Source organism: Candidatus Alistipes pullistercoris, assembly GCF_027665465.1.
In the GTDB taxonomy this organism is placed as follows: Bacteria; Bacteroidota; Bacteroidia; order Bacteroidales; family Rikenellaceae; genus Alistipes_A; species Alistipes_A hominis.
This window is the reverse complement of record NZ_JAQDED010000004.1, coordinates 249938-272204: the sequence shown is the minus strand read 5'-3', so window position 1 is coordinate 272204 and position 22267 is coordinate 249938. Positions and strand designations below refer to the sequence as shown.

13 protein-coding genes and 1 pseudogene are annotated in these 22267 nt (G+C 56.8%); 8 read left to right on the top strand and 6 right to left on the bottom strand.

Translation table 11 applies throughout. From position 1 onward, the window contains the following. Positions 1-72 precede the first annotated feature (72 nt). The 6 genes from xylE to PGR91_RS08075 form a co-directional block, all read right to left on the bottom strand. Complete coding sequence (gene xylE, locus PGR91_RS08100) at positions 73-1479, bottom strand: D-xylose transporter XylE (RefSeq protein WP_055205005.1); 1407 nt, start codon at positions 1477-1479, stop codon at positions 73-75. Between the two features lie 73 nt (positions 1480-1552). After that, positions 1553-2866, bottom strand: coding sequence for a xylose isomerase (gene xylA, locus PGR91_RS08095; protein WP_216645973.1), 1314 nt, complete (start codon positions 2864-2866; stop codon positions 1553-1555). A 38-nt stretch (positions 2867-2904) separates the two neighbouring features. After that, positions 2905-4410: a xylulokinase gene (locus PGR91_RS08090; protein WP_055205157.1), complete on the bottom strand. Its 1506-nt coding sequence runs from the start codon at positions 4408-4410 to the stop codon at positions 2905-2907. Positions 4411-4423: 13 nt separating this feature from the next. Further along, entirely contained in the window at positions 4424-6895 is a 2472-nt protein-coding gene (locus PGR91_RS08085) for a glycosyl hydrolase family 95 catalytic domain-containing protein (RefSeq protein WP_055205156.1), read from the bottom strand. Positions 6896-6951: 56 nt separating this feature from the next. After that, the gene (locus PGR91_RS08080) at positions 6952-7698 is read right to left on the bottom strand and encodes an NUDIX hydrolase (protein ID WP_101572774.1); all 747 of its coding nucleotides are present in this window, start codon (positions 7696-7698) and stop codon (positions 6952-6954) included. A gap of 352 nt (positions 7699-8050) precedes the next feature. After that, positions 8051-9451 (bottom strand): MGH1-like glycoside hydrolase domain-containing protein, encoded by a 1401-nt coding sequence (locus tag PGR91_RS08075; protein WP_118656210.1) that lies wholly within the window; start codon positions 9449-9451, stop codon positions 8051-8053. 1485 nt (positions 9452-10936) lie between these two features. On the opposite strand from PGR91_RS08075, the pseudogene PGR91_RS08070 reads away from it, so the two are divergent. The 8 genes and pseudogenes from PGR91_RS08070 to PGR91_RS08030 all read left to right on the top strand — a co-directional run bounded on the left by PGR91_RS08070 (position 10937) and on the right by PGR91_RS08030 (position 22239). After that, a pseudogene (locus tag PGR91_RS08070) lies at positions 10937-13965 on the top strand (response regulator). Between the two features lie 49 nt (positions 13966-14014). After that, a complete protein-coding gene (locus PGR91_RS08060; protein ID WP_118656208.1) occupies positions 14015-14716 on the top strand; it encodes a hypothetical protein in 702 nt (233 codons plus the stop codon). Between the two features lie 34 nt (positions 14717-14750). Then, positions 14751-15827 (top strand): MBL fold metallo-hydrolase, encoded by a 1077-nt coding sequence (locus PGR91_RS08055; RefSeq protein WP_118656206.1) that lies wholly within the window; start codon positions 14751-14753, stop codon positions 15825-15827. A 356-nt stretch (positions 15828-16183) separates the two neighbouring features. After that, positions 16184-17398, top strand: coding sequence for an efflux RND transporter periplasmic adaptor subunit (locus tag PGR91_RS08050; protein ID WP_259336721.1), 1215 nt, complete (start codon positions 16184-16186; stop codon positions 17396-17398). Positions 17399-17419: 21 nt separating this feature from the next. Then, complete coding sequence (locus PGR91_RS08045; protein ID WP_081032600.1) at positions 17420-18088, top strand: ABC transporter ATP-binding protein; 669 nt, start codon at positions 17420-17422, stop codon at positions 18086-18088. A gap of 17 nt (positions 18089-18105) precedes the next feature. After that, a complete protein-coding gene (locus PGR91_RS08040) occupies positions 18106-19377 on the top strand; it encodes an ABC transporter permease (protein WP_101572784.1) in 1272 nt (423 codons plus the stop codon). Next, complete coding sequence (locus PGR91_RS08035) at positions 19374-20633, top strand: FtsX-like permease family protein (RefSeq protein ID WP_182424233.1); 1260 nt, start codon at positions 19374-19376, stop codon at positions 20631-20633. The genes PGR91_RS08040 and PGR91_RS08035 overlap by 4 nt, the downstream gene beginning before the upstream one ends. A 124-nt stretch (positions 20634-20757) precedes the next feature. Then, positions 20758-22239 (top strand): TolC family protein, encoded by a 1482-nt coding sequence (locus tag PGR91_RS08030; protein WP_055204977.1) that lies wholly within the window; start codon positions 20758-20760, stop codon positions 22237-22239. The last annotated feature ends 28 nt before the right edge of the window (positions 22240-22267 follow it).

The window sequence follows — 22267 nt, the reverse complement described above, 5'->3', positions numbered from 1 at the left end:
GTTTCGCCGGCTGTCCCCTCCGCCGCGATGAAACGGCATTGCTGCGGACAAGACGTTCCGCCGGCAGAACGACTATTTTTTAAACAACTTCTCCATCTCCTCCAGCGACTTTCCTTTCGTTTCGGGGACAAATTTAACCATAAAAAACGCAGAGGCCAACCCCATCAGCGCATAAATCCAGTAAGCGAACCCGTGGTGGAAATGCTCGATCAGGTAGCTCGATTTGTCCATCATCGGGAAAGTCCAGGACACCACGTAATTGGCGACCCACTGCGCGGCAACGGCCAACGCCATGGCCTGACCGCGGATCCGGTTGGGAAAAATCTCGGACAGCAGCACCCAGCAGACCGGCCCCCACGACATGGCGAACGAAGCCGTATAACACAGCATGGCGGCCAGCGAAAGCCATCCCATATGCTGCGTATAGAAGGTGAGTCCGAGCGTGACCATACTGACGGCCATACCCAGACTGCCGATAATCATCAACGGTTTGCGACCGAAACGATCGACCGTAAATATGGCCAACACCGTAAAAGACAGGTTAATCACGCCTACGATAATCGTCTGGGCCAGGGCCGCGTTGGTACCCATGCCCATACTGCGGAAAATCTCCGGAGCGTAGTACAGCACCACGTTGATCCCCACGAACTGCTGGAATACGGAGAGCAGGACGCCGATCACGATCACGGCGGCGCCGTAACTGAACAGCTTCGAGCGGACGGAACCCGCGAGCGACCTGCGAATGTCCCGCACCTCGGCATCCGTATCCGTCGCGGGATCCACGCGGCGCAGGATCGCCGCGGCTCTTCGATCCTGTCCTTTCATCACCAACCACCGCGGACTCTCGGGAACGCAGAAAATCAGCAGCAGCAGGCAGGAAGCCGGAATCACCTCGGACAGGAACATCAACCGCCAACCGGTCGTCGTAAGCCACTGCTCGTCCCCGCTCAGCGCAATGCCGTAATTGACGAAGTAGACTACCAGCATTCCGAAAATAATGGCGAACTGGTTCCACGAAACCAGGCTGCCCCGCCGGCCGGCCGGCGCCATTTCGGCAATGTACATCGGCGACAGCATCGAAGCCAGCCCCACCCCGATACCGCCGATGATCCGGTAGACGATGAAATGGGGCAGAAACTCGTGCGGATCGCCGTCGCCGAATCCCATTTCGGGATAGGCCGACCCGACGGCCGAAACGATAAAAAGGACGGCGGCCGCCATCAGGCTCCGCTTACGCCCCAGCCGGGTAGCCATCACCCCGCCGATCAATCCGCCGATCACACAGCCGATCAGGGCGCTCGACACGGCGAAACCGAGCAGAGAGCTGGCCGCCGTTTCGTCCAAGCCGAGCGGTACGACGAAATTGAGATCGAGGTATTTCACCGTCCCCGAAATCACCGCCGTATCGTACCCGAACAACAATCCGCCCAAGGTAGCCACCAGCGTCAGAAATATCAGATAACCGTTGCTTTTATTCATTTTCTTTTCAGGTTCATTTTAGACGAAAGGCGGGAGCGCAACGGAAAATTCGCTGCGCTCCCGCCTCACGGCATTAGATATACATCGAAAGCAGTTGCTCGTATTTTTCCTGTTTCCCGCTGACGGTCGCGGGTTCTCCGGCCGCAGCGGCCAGATCGCGCAACGCCTCGAGGGTCAGCTTTCCCTGTTCGAATTCGGCGCCTTTGCCGCTGTCGAACGAAGCGTAGCGCTGCTTGCGCCACTGTTCGAGCGGCGAATCGCGCAGGATCGTATCGGCGATCAACAAAGCCCGGGCGAAGGTGTCCATCCCGGCGATGTGGGCGATGAAAAGGTCTTCCGCGTCGGTCGAATTGCGGCGGGTCTTAGCGTCGAAATTCACGCCTCCCGAACCGAATCCGCCGTTGCGTAGGATCACGAGCATCGCCTCGACGGTCTCCTGCAGGTTGATCGGAAACTGGTCGGTGTCCCAACCGTTCTGCGCGTCGCCCCGGTTGGCGTCGATACTGCCCAACATCCCCGCATCGGCCGCACATTGCAGTTCGTGCTCGAAGGTGTGACCGGCCAGCGTGGCGTGGTTGACTTCGATATTCACCTTGAAGTCCTTGTCCAGGCCGTAGTGACGCAGGAAGCCGATCACGGTTTCGGTATCGTAATCGTACTGGTGTTTGGTCGGTTCCATCGGCTTGGGCTCGACGAGGAACGTCCCCTGAAACCCGTTTTTACGAGCGTAGTCGCGGGCCAGGGTCAGCATCGTCGCCAGGTGCTCCTTCTCCCGTTTCATATCCGTATTGAGCAGAGACATATACCCTTCGCGGCCTCCCCAGAACACGTAATTTTCGCCTCCGAGAGCGATGGTCGCGTCGATCGCGTTTTTGATCTGCACGGCCGCGCGCGAAACCGCCGCGAAGTCGGGATTGGTCGCCGCGCCGTTCATGTACCGACCGTTACCGAACACATTGGCCGTCCCCCACAGCAACTTTACGCCGGTCTCCCGCTGCTTCTGCCCGGCATACTCCACGACAGCCTGCAAATTCTTCTCGTATTCGGCTACGGAGCCGCCTTCGCGGACGAGATCGACATCGTGAAAGCAATAGTACGGAGCGCCGATTTTCACGAAGAAATCGAAAGCCGAATCCATCTTGACCTTCGCCTGCTCCACCGGATCGGCGATACCGTCCCACGGGAAACGATGGGTGCCGCCTCCGAACTGATCGCTGCCGTCGGCGCAGAACGAATGCCAGTAAGCGATCGCGAAACGAAGGTATTCTTTCATGGTCTTGCCCGCCACGACCCGGTTCTCGTCGTACCAGCGAAACGCCAGCGGATTTTTCGAATCGGGCCCTTCGTACCCGATCTTGCCGAATTTTGAAAACATGGATTCCATCATCGTTTGATTCGATTTAGTATTGTTTTTAAAGATAAATTTCAAACTGAAGTTCCGTGCGACGCGCGGCCGAGCCGGTTTTCCAGTTCGGCTTTCCAGCGCGCGTATCCCCGTTCCAACACATCCCTGTCCGCAGGATCGGGACGCACTTCGTCGATCTTGCGGAGCGACGCGAACGTCTCTTCCCGGGAAGCGTACAGTCCGGCGCCGAGAGCCGCGCCCCGGGCGGCGCCCAAAGCCCCGTCGGTATTGTACAATTCGATGTCGGCGCCGCACAGGGTAGCCAACGTCTGCCGGAACACGGGACTGAGGAACAGATTCGCATACCCGGCCCGGATCACCCGGAGCCGCAACCCGGTCTCCCGCATGACGTCCATCCCGTAGCGGAACGCAAAAGCTATCCCCTCCTGCGCGGCGCGGAGCAGGTGGAAACGATCGTGCCGGTTGAGATCCAGCCCGATCGCTTCGGCCCCCGTATAACGGTTTCCGAGCATACGCTCCGCCCCGTTGCCGAAAGGCAGCATCAACACGCCTTCGCTACCGACCGGAATCTCCGCGCACCGCCGGTTCACTTCCGGATAACTCATATCCGGGACCGTCGTTTTCTTGACCCAGGCGTTCAGGATACCCGTACCGTTGATACAAAGCAGAACGCCGTAGCGCGGCCGCCGCGGCTCGTGATTCACATGCAGAAACGTATTGACCCGCGAAAACCGGTCCGGCCGGGGAACGTCGGTCACACCGTAAACCACGCCGGAAGTGCCTCCCGTAGCTGCCACCTCCCCCGGATCTAGCACGTTCAGCGAAAAAGCGTTGTTCGGTTGATCGCCCGCACGGTAAGAGACCGGCGTACCCGCTTCCAGGCCGAGATCGGCCGCGGCGGCCGCGTCCACCCGAGCCTGTATGCCGATGGACGGATGCGCCTGAGGAATCGTCCTCGGGTCGATCCCGTAATAACCGGCGACGAAACCGGCCGGCTTATTCTCAGTGAAGTCCCACAAAATCTGCTCGGACAGTCCGCTGCGGGTCGTAGACATTTCTCCCGTCAACCGGTACAGCACGTAATCGCCGGGCAGCATGAAACGATGCACTCCGGCAAAAACTTCCGGCTCGTTCTCCCGCACCCAGGCCAGTTTGGAGGCCGTAAAATTTCCGGGCGAATTCAACAGGCGTTCCAGACAGCGATCGTGTCCGAGCGCGTCGAACGCTCGATCCCCGATCTCCACAGCCCGGCTGTCGCACCAAATAATGGATTTTCGCAACGGCTCGCCCGCCTCGTCGAGGCACACGAGTCCGTGCATCTGGTACGTGATTCCGATCGCTTTCACGGCGCCGGCCCCTCCGGCCCGCGCGACGAGCGTCCGCACCCCTTCCCGCACGTAATTCCACCACATCCGGGGATCCTGCTCGGCCCATCCCGGCTGCGGAGCGTCGATCGGCATTTCAGCCGAAGGCAGCGTCACGGCCCCGGCGCACTCGCCGGTCGCCACGTCGAGCAGCGAAACCTTGACCGAAGAGCTGCCGACGTCAATACCTAATGTTTTCATCCCGTTCGTACTATTATTCCGCAAACGACAGGGTGTAGACACGCCCCGCCTCGGTTTCTATATCGTATGTATATTTCGTCGGCAACACCACCGGATGCAACGACGCGCCGGGAGCGATCACCGGCGGATTGATCCGCTGAAGGGCGAACAGCGGATTCGGATTTTCGCCTTCGGCAGTGCGGAAACCGCCCCCTTTGCAGGAGCGCAGCGCCGAAGACGAGCGCACGCGGCAGTTCCCCCCGATCGTGGAGCGGATCACGGCCCGCGTCAGCCGGCCGCCGTCCCACTCCATCCGCACGATCTCGAAACCGCCCCGGGCCCGCAGGCCGCACACCCGTCCGCTCCGCCATACGTCGGGAAGCGCCGGCAACAGGTCGATCACCCCGTCGTGGCTTTGCAGCAGCATCTCGGCGATGCCGGCCGTACAGCCGAAATTTCCGTCGATCTGGAACGGGGGATGCGCATCGAACAGATTGGGATAGGTTCCGCCCGATTCGAAAGATTCGCCCTCCGGCGAGATCTGGTCGGTAATCAGCTTGTAGGCATGATTTCCGTCCAGAAAACGGGCCCACAGGCAAACCTTCCAGCCCATCGACCATCCGGTCGAAGCGTCGCCCCGGTGAATCAACGAAGTGCGGGCCGCATCGAAAAGATCGGGAGTCGTATAGGCCGAGATCTGGCGTCCGGGATAGAGCCCCCACAGGTGGGAAACATGCCGGTGACGATCTTCGGGATTGTCCCAGTCCTGCTGCCACTCCTGCAACTGTCCCCAACTACCCACCTGCATGGGAGCGAGCCGGGAACGCTTTTCCCGAAGCTCGCCGACAAGATCCGCATCGCAGCCGAGGGTTTCCGCCGCTGCGATCGTATTGGAGAACAGGTCGAAGACCATCTGGTTGTCCATCGTCGCGCCGCTGACGACGGCATGGTGGATTCCCGCCTTCGCCGGAGTGTTCTCGGGAGAAATCGACGGCACGCAGACCAGCCAGCCGTGCTCGGGCTCCTCGGTCAGAAAATCGAGGAAAAACTCGCAGGCCCCTTTCATAACGGGATATACCTCCGCCAGGTAGACCGTATCGCCGCTGAACAGGTAACGATCCCACAAATGCTGGCAGAACCAGGCGTTCGACGTAGGCCACATCCCGCTGAGCGGGGTATCGACCATTCCGCTGATGCGCCAGATATCCGTATTGTGATGGGCCGTCCAACCCCGGGCGCCGTACATTCCGGAAGCCGCCTGACGCCCCGTAACGCTCAGGTCGCGGATCAGGTCGATCAGCGGGCCGTGCAGCTCGGACAGGTTGGTCGCTTCGGCGGGCCAGTAATTCATTTCGGTATTGATGTTGATCGTGTATTTGCTGTCCCAGGCAGGAAACGTCTGGTGGTTCCAGATGCCCTGCAACGTGGCCGCCTGTCCTCCGGGCTGCGACGAACAGATCAACAGGTAGCGGCCGAACTGGAAGTACAGCGACACCAATTGGGGATCGAAATGCGTGGCGAACTCGCGAACCCGCGCGTCGGTCGTCTTGGCGGCCTGGGCGTTGACGCCCAAATCGAGCGAAACCCGTTCGATCCACGGACGGTAAGCGGCGATGTGATCCGCCCGCAACCGCTTGTAAGACTTCTTTTTGGCCTGAGTCAAATAAGCCTCGGCCCGGGAGACCGGATCGCCGGAAATATCTTTGTAATCGTTGAAATTGGTTGCGATCGAAACCAGGATCGTAACCGCATCGGCTCCGGTCACCGTAATTCCGGCGCTGTCGGCGACCGTCGTTCCGCCCTCCGGAGAAATCTCCGCGACCGTACGGTACTCCACCTGGCCGGGGATCGTTTCATGGCCGTCGGTTCTGCCGTCGATCAGCAGCCGGTCGTTCCCCTGCGTGGTTACCCGGTAGTTCTGCATCGGGGTAGCGAACGAAATCCGGAACGAAATCCGGCGCCGTTCGGAAGCCGTCAGCCGCACGACCGCCACCTGATCGGAAAAGGAAGTAAACATCTCCCGCTTATAACGTATCCCATCGACGGCGTAGCCGACCGTAGCCGTGGCCGTAGCCAGATCCAGATCCCGGTAAAAATCCGAAACGTTCCGATGCCCCGGAAAGTCCAGCAACAGCGAACCGGCCGTCTGATACGGCATACCGTGCGAGGCGTGCAAAGAGAAATTCTCGTCGCACAGGTCGAAAGCCTCTTTGTAGCGTCCTTCGAAAATCAGCCGTCGCACTTCGGGCAACGCTTCCCGGGCGGCCGGATTGACGTTGTTGTGCGGACCTCCGGCCCAGATCGTCTCTTCGTTGAGCTGCAGCTCCTCGCGTCCGCAGCCCCCGTATACCATAACGCCCAGACGGCCGTTGCCCAGCGGAAGCGCCTCTTCCCAGCGGGCAGCGGGCCGGTCGTACCAAAGGGACAGCGTCCCGGGATTCGGGCCGGCCGCCAGCTTTCCGCAAAAGCAGGTTGCGCCCAGTAAAAACAAACAAACGTATTTCATCGCGGTCGACATTTATTTAAGTATCAAAACGGGTTATGCAAAACGTCGTTCCGAAGCTAAAGCTGCCAGTTGATAAAATTGAGCCGGAATTTCTGCCGGACGTCTTTCTGGTACTTCTGCTTATCGAACGTGTAATACGCAGCCGGCTTGTGAGATACGTTTTTCTCTTTCTCGCCGGTTTCGCGGATGTAGCCGGACGACAACACTTTCTTACGAAAATTCCGGTTGTCGATCTCGATCCCCAAGATAGCCTCGTACAGCATCTGCAACTGACGCAGCGTAAACCGGCTCGACAGCAGTTCGAACGCGATCGGCTCGGTCATCAACTGCCGGTTGAGCATCTCCAAGGCCTGCGCGAGGATCGTCTTATGATCCATAGCCAGCCGGTTGACCGATTCGACGTCGAACCACCGCGCGCCTTTGTCCGCCGCGCAGGCGATCAGCCGGCTGTCCAGCTTGACCAGCGAATAGTAGGCCACCGTGACCACGCGGGTTGTATTCACGCGATAGTATTCGTTCAACCAACGCAGTTCGTCTCCCGAAACCCGATCCGGCCGGGAAAACACATGAAGCTGGCGCAGGTAGATATCGCGCGTGGACGTGTATTCGGCCAGCGTACGGTAAGCCGAAGTACGCAGATCTTCGTTCTCGAAGATCAGGTTGCCCGGCAACTTGTAATCGACGATCTTTTCGCCTCGGCCGTCGACGAACTCTCGTTCGACGAGCAGCACTTTGAGCGAATGACCGTCGAAACCGAAAATAACGCAATCCACCGACAGGGAATGATTCGTTTGCGGAGACATGGCTTCGTTTTTAATGACCGGCGAGGAGGTCAAAGTGTAATCTATACGCTATCTATACAAAAATAGCAACCCGCAATTACAAATCCAAACTTATCGTACACAATACGGTAACAGAACCGTTCACACACAACAAGAATCTAATTATCAACAAATAATAGCGAAGGCGTCTGCACATTGCAATACGTTTAGGGGATGCCGACCCCGTTATTTATCCCGCCGGATACGCCGAAAAACGCAGCGACCGAACCGCGATTGCGGTTCGGTCGCTGCGCCGGCTCCACGTCAGAATCCCGGCAAACCTCCGGAACGCGGCTTTGGCACCCCGGCGCTTCCGGCATCGAAACGATTTCCGTTAATAGCCGCCCGGCGACAGTTGCGTACTGATCGGGCGCGGATTGTCCGAAGCCGGGAATTCCAGACCGAAAAGCTCTTTTCCCAACGGCCGGAGCGAAGAGCCGTCCAACTTGCTCGGATCGTACCCCATTTCACACTCGAAAGGCATCAGGTAAGCCAGCGCCGACCACCCCCAGAAACGTTTCAGGCCGAGTCCTTCGCCGCTCTCGCCGTTGTAGAATTCCCGCGTCACCTCGTTGCGCCGATAGACCAGCTCGACGGTCTTGCGAGCCAGTTCGCGGGCGATGTCCGCGTACCCGTAGTCGATCAGTCCGTGCATAATCATATAGTTGGTCGGAATCCACGTCGAACCCCGCCAATTGCAGCCCCAATCGCGGATATCCCCCTGCACGTAGTCGGGTTCGGTCTTGGCGTAACAGGCTATCGGAAACTCGATCCAGAACTCTTCGGGATTGGTCAGGTGCTCCTTGACCAGCCGTTCGGCGCGGCGCGGGGAGACGATGCCCGCCCACAACGGCAGGAATCCGGCCGCGGATTTCACCTTCACCAGTTCCCCCGTATGTTCGTCGCGGTCGTAATAAAATCCGTCCCGCTCGTCCCAAAAAATCGTATTGATCTTATCGGCCAGCAAAGCGGCGCGCACGCCGAGTTCCCCGGCCTTCTCCGTCTTACCCAGCCGTTCGGCGATCAGTTGCATCGCCTTCAGTTCGCGGTAAACATAACAGGCAAGATCGACTCCCTCGTAACGGAAATCGTCCAACTTGCCCGCCCGACTGATCTGGTTGTCCATGCCGCTGTGATCGGAACTGTTCCAGACCGGCAGTCCGTTCCGGTCGAAATCGCAGTACCGCGTCCAGTAGTCGATGCTCAGCATCAACTGATCGAAATACGAAATCCCTTTGAATGCGGGTCCGATCTGCACCCTCCCCCGGTCGCCTTTCTCTTCGAGCCACGTATAATCTCCGGTCTGCCGCGAACCCAGTTCGGCGATCTGCGCCAGAAACGGTTTGAAATGCTGACGTTCGCGCTTCTCGATCAGCGTGCGGGCGATGAACCCGTTGACGCACTGTTGGTTCAGAAAACTTTTCAGGTTCGTAAAACAGTAATCCGAAATTCCGAAATAGCTCATATAGAGATTCTCGAAATAGAGATCCCAGTCGTACATCTCGTGGTACGCATATCCGGTCAGCAACTTCCGGTTGTCGGGTTCGTACAGCACGATGCCTTTGTCGGCTATGTCGCGGTTCACCTCGTCGATCCGCGCCGCAAATTTCCGCGCGTCGTCGATCTTATACTCCCGAACCACCTTTTTTACCAGTTCTTGACCGGACTGACTCCGTCCCCCTAAAGATACGGTACAGCAAACGAATAACAAACAAACGAATCGGAACGTTCTCATTTCTTCTGAAATTTTATTATAACAAGACGGCAAAACGGTTTCGCCGGAAAAAACGAATCATTCCGGAAGCCTCGCAATCGTTGCAATTTCCGGAAAACACCGGCCGGATCATCCGTTTGGGAAACAAAAATCGAATCGTCCGTCCGATAAATCGCAACAATTTTACAAAAATTATTTTAAAAAACTATCTTTACGCTCGGATTATAACAAAAACAAACGTAACGGCATGATAACATGCCCAATGAATAGACTCGTCGATTTCGCAGCCGGGCGAAGGGATCTGTTTCCCCGCAGAAGATACAGATCCGCAGCCGTGCCGACAAAACCGTTTTTTCAGCTCCCTGCGCCATGAAGATCTCCAAACCCTTAAACGAATCCCTCCCGGCCGAACAAGCCGCGGAATTATACCGGTCCATTCTCGGAACGTTGCCGCTGACGACTTTTCTGTACGACCGAAACAAGAATCTCATCGAAGTTTACCATCCGTCTTCCGTATCCATCGAGAAATACCGCATAGAGTCGTACATAGGCAGCAATATCATGGATTACATCAACGACGAATCCTCCCTGCTGCACGACCAGTTCGTGAAGTTCAACGAAATTTTCGACCGGGTGCTGGCGACCGGAGAACCCGGGCGATTCGAATACGAAGTGGACGGCGAATACATCGAATCGGGAGTCGCCCCGCTCGGCGAAAACCATGTCATCTCTTATGTGCGCAACACGACCCCGGCCGTCAAAAAACAACTGGAAACCGAACGCATGATCCGGAACGAACTTTCGCTGGCCATGACGGTCGGAGGGCTCGCTTCCTGGAGTTTCGACGTGGAAAAAGGGATTATTTCGACCAAACACGATAACGAGGTGATCGGAGACCGCCTGACTTACGACGAGTTCCTCGCCCGGATCGACCCGCAGTACCGCCACCGGGTATCCGAACTGTTCGGGAAAATAACCGGCGGGGAAACCGACCGGGCCGAAGCGACTTTGCCGATCACCGACATCCACGGCAAACAAATCTGGATCAACGTACACGCCATGGCGCAGGAATACGCGCCCGACGGAAAAGTTTCGGTTATCGTCGGCTCGCAGAAAGACGTTACGCGGGAACTGGCCGATAAAAACGGCCGCGAGGAGCTGCTCAAACAGAATGCGCTGATCATGAACAACGCCGCCTGCGGCTTCGTCTACATCACGCCCGATTACCGGGTGGCCTGGGAAAACACCGCCCATGTGCTGCCGCCCGAATTCGACGACGGCACCCGCTTTTTCGAGGTCGGCGAGCCGTGCTACAAAAACGAACACCGGATGCAAAATTCGCACACCCGGAAATTCGTCGAAGCGGCATTCCGGGAAAAAACCGTGCAGCGCATCGAAAAGAGGATTCAATCGCGGATATGGATCGACATGACGGCCAGTCCGGTTGTCGCCGGCAACGGAACGGTGGAAGGCGTCGTACTGAAAATCGAAAACGTCACCGAACGCGTGTCGCTGCGGAACGAGTATGAAAACCTGTACCGGCAAACCAAAACCATTCTGGACTCGCTGCCCGTAGGCGTCGAGGTTTACGGAACGGACGGGCGGCTTCTGTTCCTGAACGATACCGATTACCGGATCTTCGGGCTCGACAAAGAAAATTTCGACCTCTCGCGGATCAACATCCAGGACAATCCGAACCTGCCCATCGAAATAAAAGAAGGCGTGACGAAAGGAATAAATACCCATGCGACCTTCGCTTACCATTTCGACGCGGTGAAAGACGCCGGCTTCTACGCTACTTCGCAGGAGGGCGTCCTGCAGATCGAATGCGACGGACATCCCGTGATCGACGCTTCCGGACGAATCGAAAATTACGTTTTCATCGTCCGCGACGTGACTGAACAGGAACATACCGACGACGAACTCCGCCAAAACAAACGCAAGATGGAGCTGGCAATGCAGGATGCCGACATCATGCTCTGGGAGTTCGACGTACGGCAAAGACTCTTTTTCAGCGACAACGAACCGCTCAACGGCTACGATCATGCCCGACCGCTCACTATCGACGACTACCTGAGTTGCATCTATCCCGGAGACGAAGCCCCCGCCCTGGAGACCCTGCAAAAGATGTGCGCGGGGGAAGCCTGTTCTTTCAAGTTCGACGTCCGGATCAAACTTCCCGGATACCCCGACGAATGGCAATATTGCACCATCAACGGCTCCTCTTATCAGAAGGACGGAGAAGGGAAGGCGACGAAGTTCATCGGCACGCGCAAAAACAATACGGAACTCCAAAAAAAGAAACAACTGCAGGAAACCATCCTCAACAGCATCCCCGTCTCGATCCACATCAAGGACGTCGACGACAATTTCCGTTACGTTTTCTGCAACGACGAGAGCAAGCGCCTGTTCGGCACCAGCGAGGATACGACCACTTACGACGTGATGGATCCCGACAAGGTGGCCCGTATCGAAAAGACCGACAAGGAGGTCTTCGCCACCGGCAAGCCCTATTTCGGATTGGAGCATATCGAACTGAAAGACGGACGCGTCTACGACACGCTCGTCCGCAAAAGCGTCGTTTACGACGACGGCAGGCGCCTGCTGCTGAACGTCCGCTGGGATCAAAGCCTGCAGAACGACATCGAACGCCGCGCCAAAGTGCTCAACATCACGATGGAGGCGATGAATGCGTACACCTGGTTCTACGAACCGGAGAAGGACAAGATCAGTTTCGGCGAAGGTTCCGACAAGTTCGGACGCGATATTTTACACTCCGATTCACTCGAAAAATTCATACGTTTCATTCATCCGGACGAACGAAAACTCTTTATGGAGTCCATCCAGAGGCTGATCCGTAACGAGACCGACGAATGGAACGTGGAGTACCGGGCCGATCTCCGCAACAGCGGCGTTTACGAATGGTGGCAAACGCGCGGCATGCTCGAAACGACCCTGCGCGACGATATCCCATATACCTATATGTTCGGCATGACGATCAACATCGAGGAACACAAGCAGACCGAACTGACCCTTTTGAAGAACCGCGAGGAATTGAACCACCTGATCCGACAAAACGAAATGGTGCTCAACAACGCCAACTCCGGCCTGGCGTACATCTCTACGGATTACATCGTCCAATGGGAAAATATCTCGATGTGTTCGGCCAGTCTGTCGCACAAAGCCTACCGGAAAGGCACGATCTGCTACCAAAGCACCCGCGGCCGCACGTCGCCCTGCGAAAACTGCGTCATGCAGCTTTCGATGCGCTCGCGTCAGATGGAACAGGCCAAATTCACGTTCGACAACGGACATACGGTCGAAGTATTCGCAACTCCCGTATTCAGAAGCGACCGGACGATCGACGGAGTCGTAGTCCGCATAGACGACGTGACCGAACGCGAACGGATGATCAAAGAACTGAAACAGGCCAAAGCGCTCGCTGAGCAGTCCGACAAACTGAAATCGGCTTTTCTGGCCAACATGAGCCACGAGATCCGTACGCCGCTGAACGCCATCGTCGGATTCTCCGGCTTGTTGATGGAAACGACCGAACAGCAGGAGAAGGAGGAATACATCAAAATCATCCATATCAACAACGAACTGCTGCTGAAACTGATCAACGATATTCTGGATTTGTCGAAAATCGAATCGGGATCGGTCGAACTGCAATACGAGGACTTCGACCTGTCGGAATATTTCGACGACATGGTGACCTCGATGAAACAGCGCATGACCAATCCCGGCGTACGGCTGATAGCAAGCAACCCCTACTCCGGCTGTAAAGTCAGGCTGGACAAGAACCGTATCGCCCAAATCATGACCAACTACGTGACCAACGCGATCAAATACACCCGGAAAGGATTTATCGAGATGGGGTACGAATCGAAAGACGAAGGCATCCGGCTCTACGTGAAAGACAGCGGCATCGGAATCCCGGAAGATAAAAAGCACAAAGTATTCCACCGTTTCGAAAAGCTGGACGAATTCGCCCAGGGAACGGGTCTGGGCCTTTCGATCTGCAAGGCGATCGCCGAATCGATGGGAGGCTACGTAGGGTACGAATCGCGCTACGGCGAAGGATCGCTTTTCTGGGCCGTGTTGCCTTGCAATGCCGAAGTCCAGCCTTTTGAGAAGCAATTGGACTCCCTGACCGAAACGCCGGAATCCCCGAACGTAAAACGATCCTGGTCGCAGAGGATATTCCGAGCAATTACCGGCTGGTTTCGGCCCTGCTGGAGAAGCGCTTCGACCTGATCCATGCGAAGAACGGCCGGGAAGCCGTGGAAATCGCCGGGAGCGGGCGGGCCGACCTGGTGCTGATGGATATGAGAATGCCCGTGATGGACGGGCTGACGGCTACCGCGGAAATCAGGAAATTCGATCCGGAGATCCCGATCGTCGCCCTGACGGCCCACGCTTTCGACACGGATCAGTTGGCAGCGCTCGAAGCCGGATGCAACGAATACCTCCTGAAACCCATCGACAAGACGAAACTCATGGCCGTACTGCGAAAATACTGTCATAAACCCTAAACCGACGCGGGACCGGCCGCCCGCAAAAAAACAAAACACCGTTTCGCCTATGAAAAACATTACATGCTGTCTCAGCATCCTGTCCGGACTTCTGCTGCAATCCTGCGACATCACGAGGATGGAACCCCCCGCCTATAAAACAGACAGGGCGAGCACGAGAACATACGAAAATCTTATCTTTTACGAGGTACTGACCGACGGGCAGCAGTACGACGCCGCCCGGCTGAGCCTGATCGCGTCGAATATCCGGAAAAACACCGACGTAAAATACACCGCTCTGTTCATCGAATACAAAGAATACGGATCGGCCCCTTCTTACGCGGCGACTTCGATGAACGGGGACTCGGTCGTCACCAGGCTGAAATCCGGGGAAGAGACTCGAAACGGACAGGAAACCGATGCGCCTCCGGCCGATTCTTCGGTCGATTCCCTGAACGAGCCGGAGCAAAAGACCGAAACGGCCGACAGACGCAAGCAGCCGTCCGACTCGGACGACAAAACGGTACTGGGCCGTTTCAGGGATCAGTTTTCCAGCGTTTATACCGTTTACGAACAAGGCGGCAGACATTATCTCGACAATGCTTTCGCGGACGGTTCCCACAGCTTGCAGGAGTTGGAAGTTCGGACGAGGAACGGCGCCAAAACATATCATGCGGCGGATTCCCCGGATGAATTCTACGTAATCCGGAACGGAAAATTCTACTGTTACGACCTGGACGGCAATTTAGGCGTCGTATATGATCCGTACTAATTAAACGAATATTTCCCATTCGACGAAAAAACCGATGATCTTCTTGATTATACTCGCGGTACTGACCGGAACGACCGCCGCCGTACTGAACCACCCCTCCTTCGGCCGGGCGCCGCGAGGCGAACGACTGGAACGCATCGGGCGTTCGCCGAACTACCGCGACGGCAAATTCCATAACATCCACCCGACGCCCATTACGACGGCGGAAAAAGGCGGCCTGAGCGGGATATGGCATTTCTTGTTCGGTAAACGGCGCGATCTGAAACCCGAAAACGACCTACCGACCGTAAAAACCGACCTGCACGGGCTCGACCGGAACGAAGAAACGGTCGTATGGTTCGGGCATTCGTCCTATTTTATCCAGAGCGGCGGCAAGCGGTTCCTCGTCGATCCGGTACTGACGAACCGTCCCCCGATGTCGCTCATGTTCCGGCCGTTCAAAGGCACGGACGTCTATACGCCCGACAACATTCCCGACGTCGACTTCCTGATCGTCACCCACGAACACTGGGATCACCTGGACTACAACACGGTAAAACGGCTGAAAAACCGCGTCGGAAAGGTCGTCTGCCCCCTGGGCGTAGGCGAACATTTCGAATACTGGGGATTCCCGCCGGAGCGCATTGCCGAAATGGACTGGTACGACACGCTGTATGCGGACGACCGGCTCGCGATACACTGCCTGCCCGCCCGGCACTATTCGAACCGGATACTAAAAAGGGATCGGACGCTGTGGGCCTCGTTCATGATAGACGGCCCGCAGCGGATTTACCTGTCGGGAGACGGCGGCTACGACACCCATTTCGCGGAGATAGGCGAAAAATTCCCCGGCATCGACCTGGCCGTCATGGAGAACGGGCAATACGACCGGGATTGGCGTTACATCCACCTGATGCCCGACGAACTGGTCCGGGCGATCGACGATCTGAAACCCCGAACCGTACTTACGGTGCACAACTCGAAGTATGCGTTGTGCAAACACCCGTGGCACGAGCCGCTGGACAACATCCGCAAAGCATCGGCCGGCCGGCCGTACCGACTTCTCACGCCCCGGATCGGTGAAAAAACGAGTCTTCGCGATACGGTCGCCACGAGCGGCAAATGGTGGTAAGGACGGAGCGAACCGGGCATCCGGTTTCGAAGCGGGCCCCGGTCTTTTCGAAAAGACCGGGGCCCGCTTTACCCTTCCTGCTCCATCTACAAGGTATGCCGCAATGCGGAACGGAAGATTCCCCCGGGATTCCGAAACAGATCGGCTCAACCTCATCCCCGGAACATCCTACCCGGCGCCTTTTTGTCCTAAAAATCATGTAAAACGGACGCTTATGTCCGTTTCCGGACACCCGCACAAAAGACAACAAACTGACTAACAAAACACAACATTCCAGGCATTCCTATTGCTGTCACACCCCGTACAAAAGACAGAATATGGATCGGGAAATACCTGCCGAAGTAAAAAAACAAAAAATGCTGAAACGACTGCTGCGGCTCGCCGTCACGGGAACCGCGGCGACGGCCGCGCTGCTCATTCTGTCCCGAGTACTGGGAAACGACCTGCATGAGAACGAACTTTTCATCCGAAAAGTCGACCGGGGCCCGATCGAGATCAGCGTCAGCGCATCGGGCAAACTGATGCCGCTGCAAGAGGAGATCATCGTCACCCCGATCAATACCCGGATTCTGGAAGTATATAAAAATCCGGGGGATTCGGTAGACAAAGGAGACCCTCTCCTCAAACTGGAACTCGCCTCGGTAGAAACGGAATACCGGCAGAAACTGGACGAACGCGAGATGATGAAAAGCAAACTGGAACAGGCCCGCGTCCGGCTGAACGGCACGATCTCCGAACTGGAAATGCAGCGCCGGGTAAAAAGTATGCAGGCAAAACAGTTGTATACGGATCTACAGGACGAACGGTACCTCGACAGCATCGGCGCCGGCACGCCGGACAAGATCCGCCGCGCCGAACTCAACTACGAAGAGACGAAGCTCGAACTACAACTACTGGAACAAAAGATCGAAAACGAACACAAGAACGCCCGAGCCGAACTCCGCGTGCAAGAACTGGAACTGGGCATCCTGGACAAAACGCTCGAAGAGAAAGCACGTCTGCTGAAAGACGCCCGGATACTGTCGCCGCGAAAAGCGACCCTGACCTTCATTAACCGGCAGATCGGATCGCAGGTACCCCAGGGAACCCAGGTCGCGGTCGTTTCCGACCTGACCCGCCTCAAGGTCGACTGCGAAATAGGAGACCAACACCGTGAAAAACTGTCCGTCGGGGCGAAAGCTGTCATCAAAACCGGGGATACCGAACTCCGGGGAACCGTCGTTACGGTCACGCCTTCGGTTACCAACGGCATCGTCTATTTCACGGTCGTTCCGGACGAAGCCGACCACCCGGGCCTGCGGAGCGGTCTCAGCGTCGACATCCACGTCCTATACGGATTGCGGCAAAACGTGCTGCGCATCCCGAACGGTACGTTCTTCAAATACGGGCCGGGACTTTACGACCTTTGGATCGTACGGGAAGGACGCGCCGAAAAACGGGAAGTATCGCTGGGCGAAAGCAGTTACGAATATGTAGAAATCACGGACGGCCTGAACGAAGGCGACCGGGTCATCCTCTCCGACATGGAACGCTATAAAGATAAACAAACGCTCAAAATACGCAAAAACTAACTCACCTAAAACGAACACGAAATGGGAATTATCAACTTGCAGGGGGTCACGAAAATCTACCAGACCAAAGAGGTCGAAACCGTAGCGCTCGAAAACGTCAATCTCGAAGTGAAAGCGGGCGAATTTCTCTCGGTCATGGGGCCTTCGGGCTGCGGCAAGAGTACGATGCTCAACCTCATCGGGTTGCTCGACGTGCCGACCGAAGGCGCCGTCACGGTGGACGGCGCCGCCACGGGCCGGATGAAAGACGCCGAAATGGCGGAGTTCCGAAATAAAACGCTGGGATTCGTCTTCCAGAGTTTTCACCTGATCAACTCGCTGAACGTGCTGGACAACGTCGAACTGCCTCTGCTCTACCGCAAATCGACCGAAAAATCGCGCCGGGAAACGGCCAGGGCCGTACTCGAAAAAGTGGGGCTCTCGCACCGGACGAAACACTTCCCTTCGCAGCTTTCGGGCGGACAGTGCCAACGGGTGGCGATCGCGCGGGCGCTAATCGGCAATCCGAAAATCATCCTGGCCGACGAACCGACCGGCAACCTCGACAGCAAAACGGGCGAAGAGATCATGCGCCTGCTGTTCGAACTCAACCGGGAAGGGACGACCATCGTCATGGTGACCCACGACGAGCACATGGCCCGAAAGACGCAGCGGATCGTCCGCTTCTTCGACGGACGGCGCATTGAATAACCCCAAACGAGCGAACTATGTACAAGACCTACTTCAGACAAGCCGTCGGGATGCTGAAACAGAACCCCTTCATCAGCGTCATCTCGATACTGGGAACGGCGCTCGCGATCATGATGATTATGACGATGATCGTAACATTTCAAATCAAAAACGCCTCGGTCGCCCCGGAAGCCTTTCGAGACCGCACGCTGTACCTCGTCTCCTTTGCGGTACGCGATACCAGCGGAGGAAACAAGAGTTATCAGAGCTACGGCGGCCTTCCCTACGACGCCCTGAAAAACTACATCGTCCCCGCGATGAAAACTCCGGAACTGGTCGTCGCAACAGTCAATAACGTCGCCGTCGTAAAAAGAGAAGGGGCAAAAGATGCCCTGTACCAGTCCGTCCGGGGAACTGACGCCGATTACTGGAAACTCTATACCCATACGTTCACCGCAGGAAAACCGTATGCCCGGGAGGATTTCGAATCGGGAATCCGGACAGCCGTGCTGTCGGAAACCATGGCCAAAATGCTATTCAAAGGGGAGGATCCGATCGGGAAAAACATCGAAATCGATTTCAACTCCTACCGGGTAACCGGCATCGTACGGAACGTATCTCCGCTGTTCCAGGAGGCTTATAGCGAAGTATGGATTCCCTACACTGCGAGTCCCGGCTACGAACGAAGTTACTACGACGTCATGCTGCTGGCGCGGAACACTGCCGACTTCCCGAAAATACGGGAAGAAGTAAACGAGGCCAAACGGAAACTCGACTTCGAGAAATCGCCGAAATTCGTGGACTTTGCCGGCCCCAGAGACCACCGGGCACTGGCGACAGTCAGCGCCCGGGGAACTACTTCGGAACAGATAAGCGACTACGCCCGGAAAACGCGCCGCAGAACCGTTTTCCTGTTCGCCGTCATGCTGCTGGTTCCCGCCCTGAACCTTTCGGGATTCAGCCTCTCGCGCATCCGCAAAAGGATGGCTGAAATCGGTATCCGCAAAGCGTTCGGAGCCAAACGGCACGTCATCCTGATCCAGGTGCTGTACGAAAACCTAATCACCACGCTGATCGGCGGGATCATCGGGCTTGGACTCTCTTACGGGATCGTTTTCGGAATGCGCAAATGGCTGCTCGGCATCCCGGCCGACGGCAGCCTTCCGCTGAACGCCCTCGTCTCCGGCACCACGTTTCTGGCCATTTTCGTCGTATGCCTCGTACTGAATTTGATTTCGGCCGGCGCGCCGGCTTACCGGGCATCGCGGATGAACATCGTCGATTCACTCCATCAAAACAACAGAAAATGACACGACATATTTTCAAAATCATTTGGAACGAACGCCGGGGCAACGCATGGCTGCTGCTCGAATACACGGTCGTCTTCTGTATACTCTGGTTCTGCTGCGATTACGGCTTCTCGCTGTACCGCAGTTACTATGCAGAAAACGGGATCAACGTCCGGCACACCTACCGCATTCAGTTGAGCAAACGGGCCGACCTGCCCGAAACCGACCGGTACGCCACGCTGCGGACCTTAAAGGAACGCATCGAACGCTATCCCGGCGTAGAAACCGTCGCATTCGGAAGCTGGAGTCTTCCCTACGGAGGCAGTTACGCGCAGGATGGATTCGTAGTCAATTCCGATACGGTCGGCGGACGAAAAATATGCAATACGCAGGAAGTGCATGTAACATCCGACTTTTTCAACGTTTTCAGGATCGACCTGCAACAGGGAAAGCTGTTCGACGGAACCGATCCGAAAGCGGCGGTCATCTCGCCGTTCGATGCAAAAGGCAGGCTGTTCGGATCTTACACGGAGTTCCACGAACCGATCTCCGAAATACATACCGTGCTTCCGTCGTGGGGCGACTCGTCGTTCGCCCTGCATGTGACCGGAATCACGAAACCGGTAAGAATCATCCGTTACGGAAGCAATCCGATGTCGCTCGTATTCCATCCGCTGACCCCGGAACGCGCCGACCCCACACAGGACATCATGGTACGGATACGACCCGAAGCCGAAACGGATTTCGCGGAAAGGTTTACCCGCGACATGCGCGAGCAATTCACCATAGGTCCCTACTTCCTGCTGTCGGTCACCCCGATCGAAAACGAGAAAAAAGCGAGCGACGAAAGTACGTTTTACCACATGAAAGGCGTATACGCCATCATCGGATTTCTGGTAGTCAACGTATTCCTCGGACTGCTGGGCAGCTTTTGGTTCCGGGTACAGGCCCGCCGCAGCGAGATCGGCCTGCGTGTGGCGATGGGTTCGTCCAAACGAAAGGTGAGGCGTATGATCGTCTCCGAAACCCTGCTGTTGCTGAGCATGGCCTGCGTAATCGGCACGGCCGTATGCCTGAACCTGTCGAAAACAGACCTGGTCGAAGCGATCGGAATTCCGATCGCCAACCGTGCGGCATGGGGTATCGGAGCCGAGCAGGACGCGATCAATTTCGCGGCGACGTCCGTATTCCTCGCGATCGTCTCGGTGTTCGCCGTATGGTATCCCGCCCGACAGGCGTCCGAAGTCCCGCCGGCAGACGTTCTGCGGGAAGAATAACGCAACCGGGATCGTCCGCCGCGTTTTCTCGGCGGACGATCCATTCCCCAAGCCGGAAATCCGCGAAGGGCGCAACGCATACAATCCGGCCGGAAAATACACAAACACATTTATTCGGAAAAAGATGAAACGGATATACAGTATCATCGTCCCGATTCTGGGCTTTTGCCTCGCCCGGGTCCATGCGCAAGATACGGTACGGCTCGAACTGACCGAAGCCATCCGGTTGGGAAAAGAGCGTTCGGTTCAGGCCAAAGCTGCCGAAAGCGAATACCTGTCCGCTTACTGGGCCTACCGGACTTACCGGACGGAACTGCTGCCGGAAGTCGTCCTGAGCGGAACCGTTCCGTACTACTCCAAATCCTTCAATACGAGGCAAAACGAAGACGGAAGCTGGAACTACGTCGAAAACAATTACAACCGGATCGACGCCGGGATTTCCGTCACGCAGAACATCCCGTGGACAGGCGGAAAAATCACCGTAGGGAGCAGCTTCGAGCGGCTGCGCCAATACGGGGACGGGGACTACACCCACTACCGGTCGATCCCGGGAACCATTACGCTCGAACAACCCCTGTTCGGCTTCAACCGTATCAAATGGCTGCAACGGATCGAACCGGTGAAATACCGGGAAGCTTCCCGAAAGCGCATCAGCGACCGGGAAGAAGTGACGCTGACGGTGATCCAGTACTATTTCGACCTGCTGGCCGGCCAGACCAACCTCGACATTTCGGTGCAGAACCTGGACAATGCGGAACGTCTCTACGGAATCACCGAAGCCCAGCACCGTATCGGCCGCCAGTCGGAGATCGACCTGATGCAGATGAAACAGACCCTGCTGAACGCGCAGTCCGCCCTGACCGACGCGCAGATATCGCTCGAAGCCCGGATGTTCCAGTTGCGTTCGTTCCTCGGAATCGACGAAAGCGTCGTATTGCAGGCCGTCGTTCCGTCGTTCATCGCCGAACGTATCCCGACCCTGCGCTACCGCGAAGTGGTCGAACTGGCCCTGCAAAACAACCCGTTCACGCAAAACATCCAAAAAAGGATGCTCGAAGCGTCGCGCAACGTCAGCCAGGCCAAAGCCGACCGGTGGAACGTCAACCTGTTCGCTTCGTTCGGCTTGTCGGGAACGGCCGACGCCTTCTACCGGGCGTACAGTTCGCACAACCGCCGCAACGACCAGGTGATCTCGGTGGGGGTCAGCATCCCGATTCTGGACTGGGGGAAGCGAAAAGGGAGAGTCCTGGTAGCCGGGGCCGACAAAGAAGTGACCGAATCCCGGATCGAGAAAGAGAAAATGGATTTCAGCCAGAACGTTTTCCTGCGCGTACAGTACTTCAATAACCAGCCCCGCCAACTGCAACTGGCTCGGGAGCGGGCCGACCTCGCGCAAAAACGGTACGACACCTCCGTAGAGGCTTTCGTGCAGGGAAAAATCGACATCCTCAACCTGAACGACGCGCGTTCGTCGAAAGACGCGGCGCTGCTGAATTACATCGAGCAAATGCACTGGCTCTGGAGTTATTACTACCAGATACGCAGCCTCACGCTGTACGATTTTATCGGCGGCCGGCCGCTGACGGCGGAATACGACCCCGGGTAACGGTACCCGGAAATTGCGTTCCTCGGTC

Coding starts and splice junctions, on each gene's coding strand:
- PGR91_RS08075 (WP_118656210.1), bottom strand. CDS start 9,451: ATGAGAACGTTCCGATTCGTTTGTTTGTTATTCGTTTGCTGTACCGTA.
- PGR91_RS08055 (WP_118656206.1), top strand. CDS start 14,751: ATGATCTTCTTGATTATACTCGCGGTACTGACCGGAACGACCGCCGCC.
- PGR91_RS08060 (WP_118656208.1), top strand. CDS start 14,015: ATGAAAAACATTACATGCTGTCTCAGCATCCTGTCCGGACTTCTGCTG.
- PGR91_RS08080 (WP_101572774.1), bottom strand. CDS start 7,698: ATGTCTCCGCAAACGAATCATTCCCTGTCGGTGGATTGCGTTATTTTC.
- PGR91_RS08030 (WP_055204977.1), top strand. CDS start 20,758: ATGAAACGGATATACAGTATCATCGTCCCGATTCTGGGCTTTTGCCTC.
- PGR91_RS08045 (WP_081032600.1), top strand. CDS start 17,420: ATGGGAATTATCAACTTGCAGGGGGTCACGAAAATCTACCAGACCAAA.
- PGR91_RS08035 (WP_182424233.1), top strand. CDS start 19,374: ATGACACGACATATTTTCAAAATCATTTGGAACGAACGCCGGGGCAAC.
- xylE (WP_055205005.1), bottom strand. CDS start 1,479: ATGAATAAAAGCAACGGTTATCTGATATTTCTGACGCTGGTGGCTACC.
- PGR91_RS08085 (WP_055205156.1), bottom strand. CDS start 6,895: ATGAAATACGTTTGTTTGTTTTTACTGGGCGCAACCTGCTTTTGCGGA.
- xylA (WP_216645973.1), bottom strand. CDS start 2,866: ATGATGGAATCCATGTTTTCAAAATTCGGCAAGATCGGGTACGAAGGG.
- PGR91_RS08090 (WP_055205157.1), bottom strand. CDS start 4,410: ATGAAAACATTAGGTATTGACGTCGGCAGCTCTTCGGTCAAGGTTTCG.
- PGR91_RS08050 (WP_259336721.1), top strand. CDS start 16,184: ATGCTGAAACGACTGCTGCGGCTCGCCGTCACGGGAACCGCGGCGACG.
- PGR91_RS08040 (WP_101572784.1), top strand. CDS start 18,106: ATGTACAAGACCTACTTCAGACAAGCCGTCGGGATGCTGAAACAGAAC.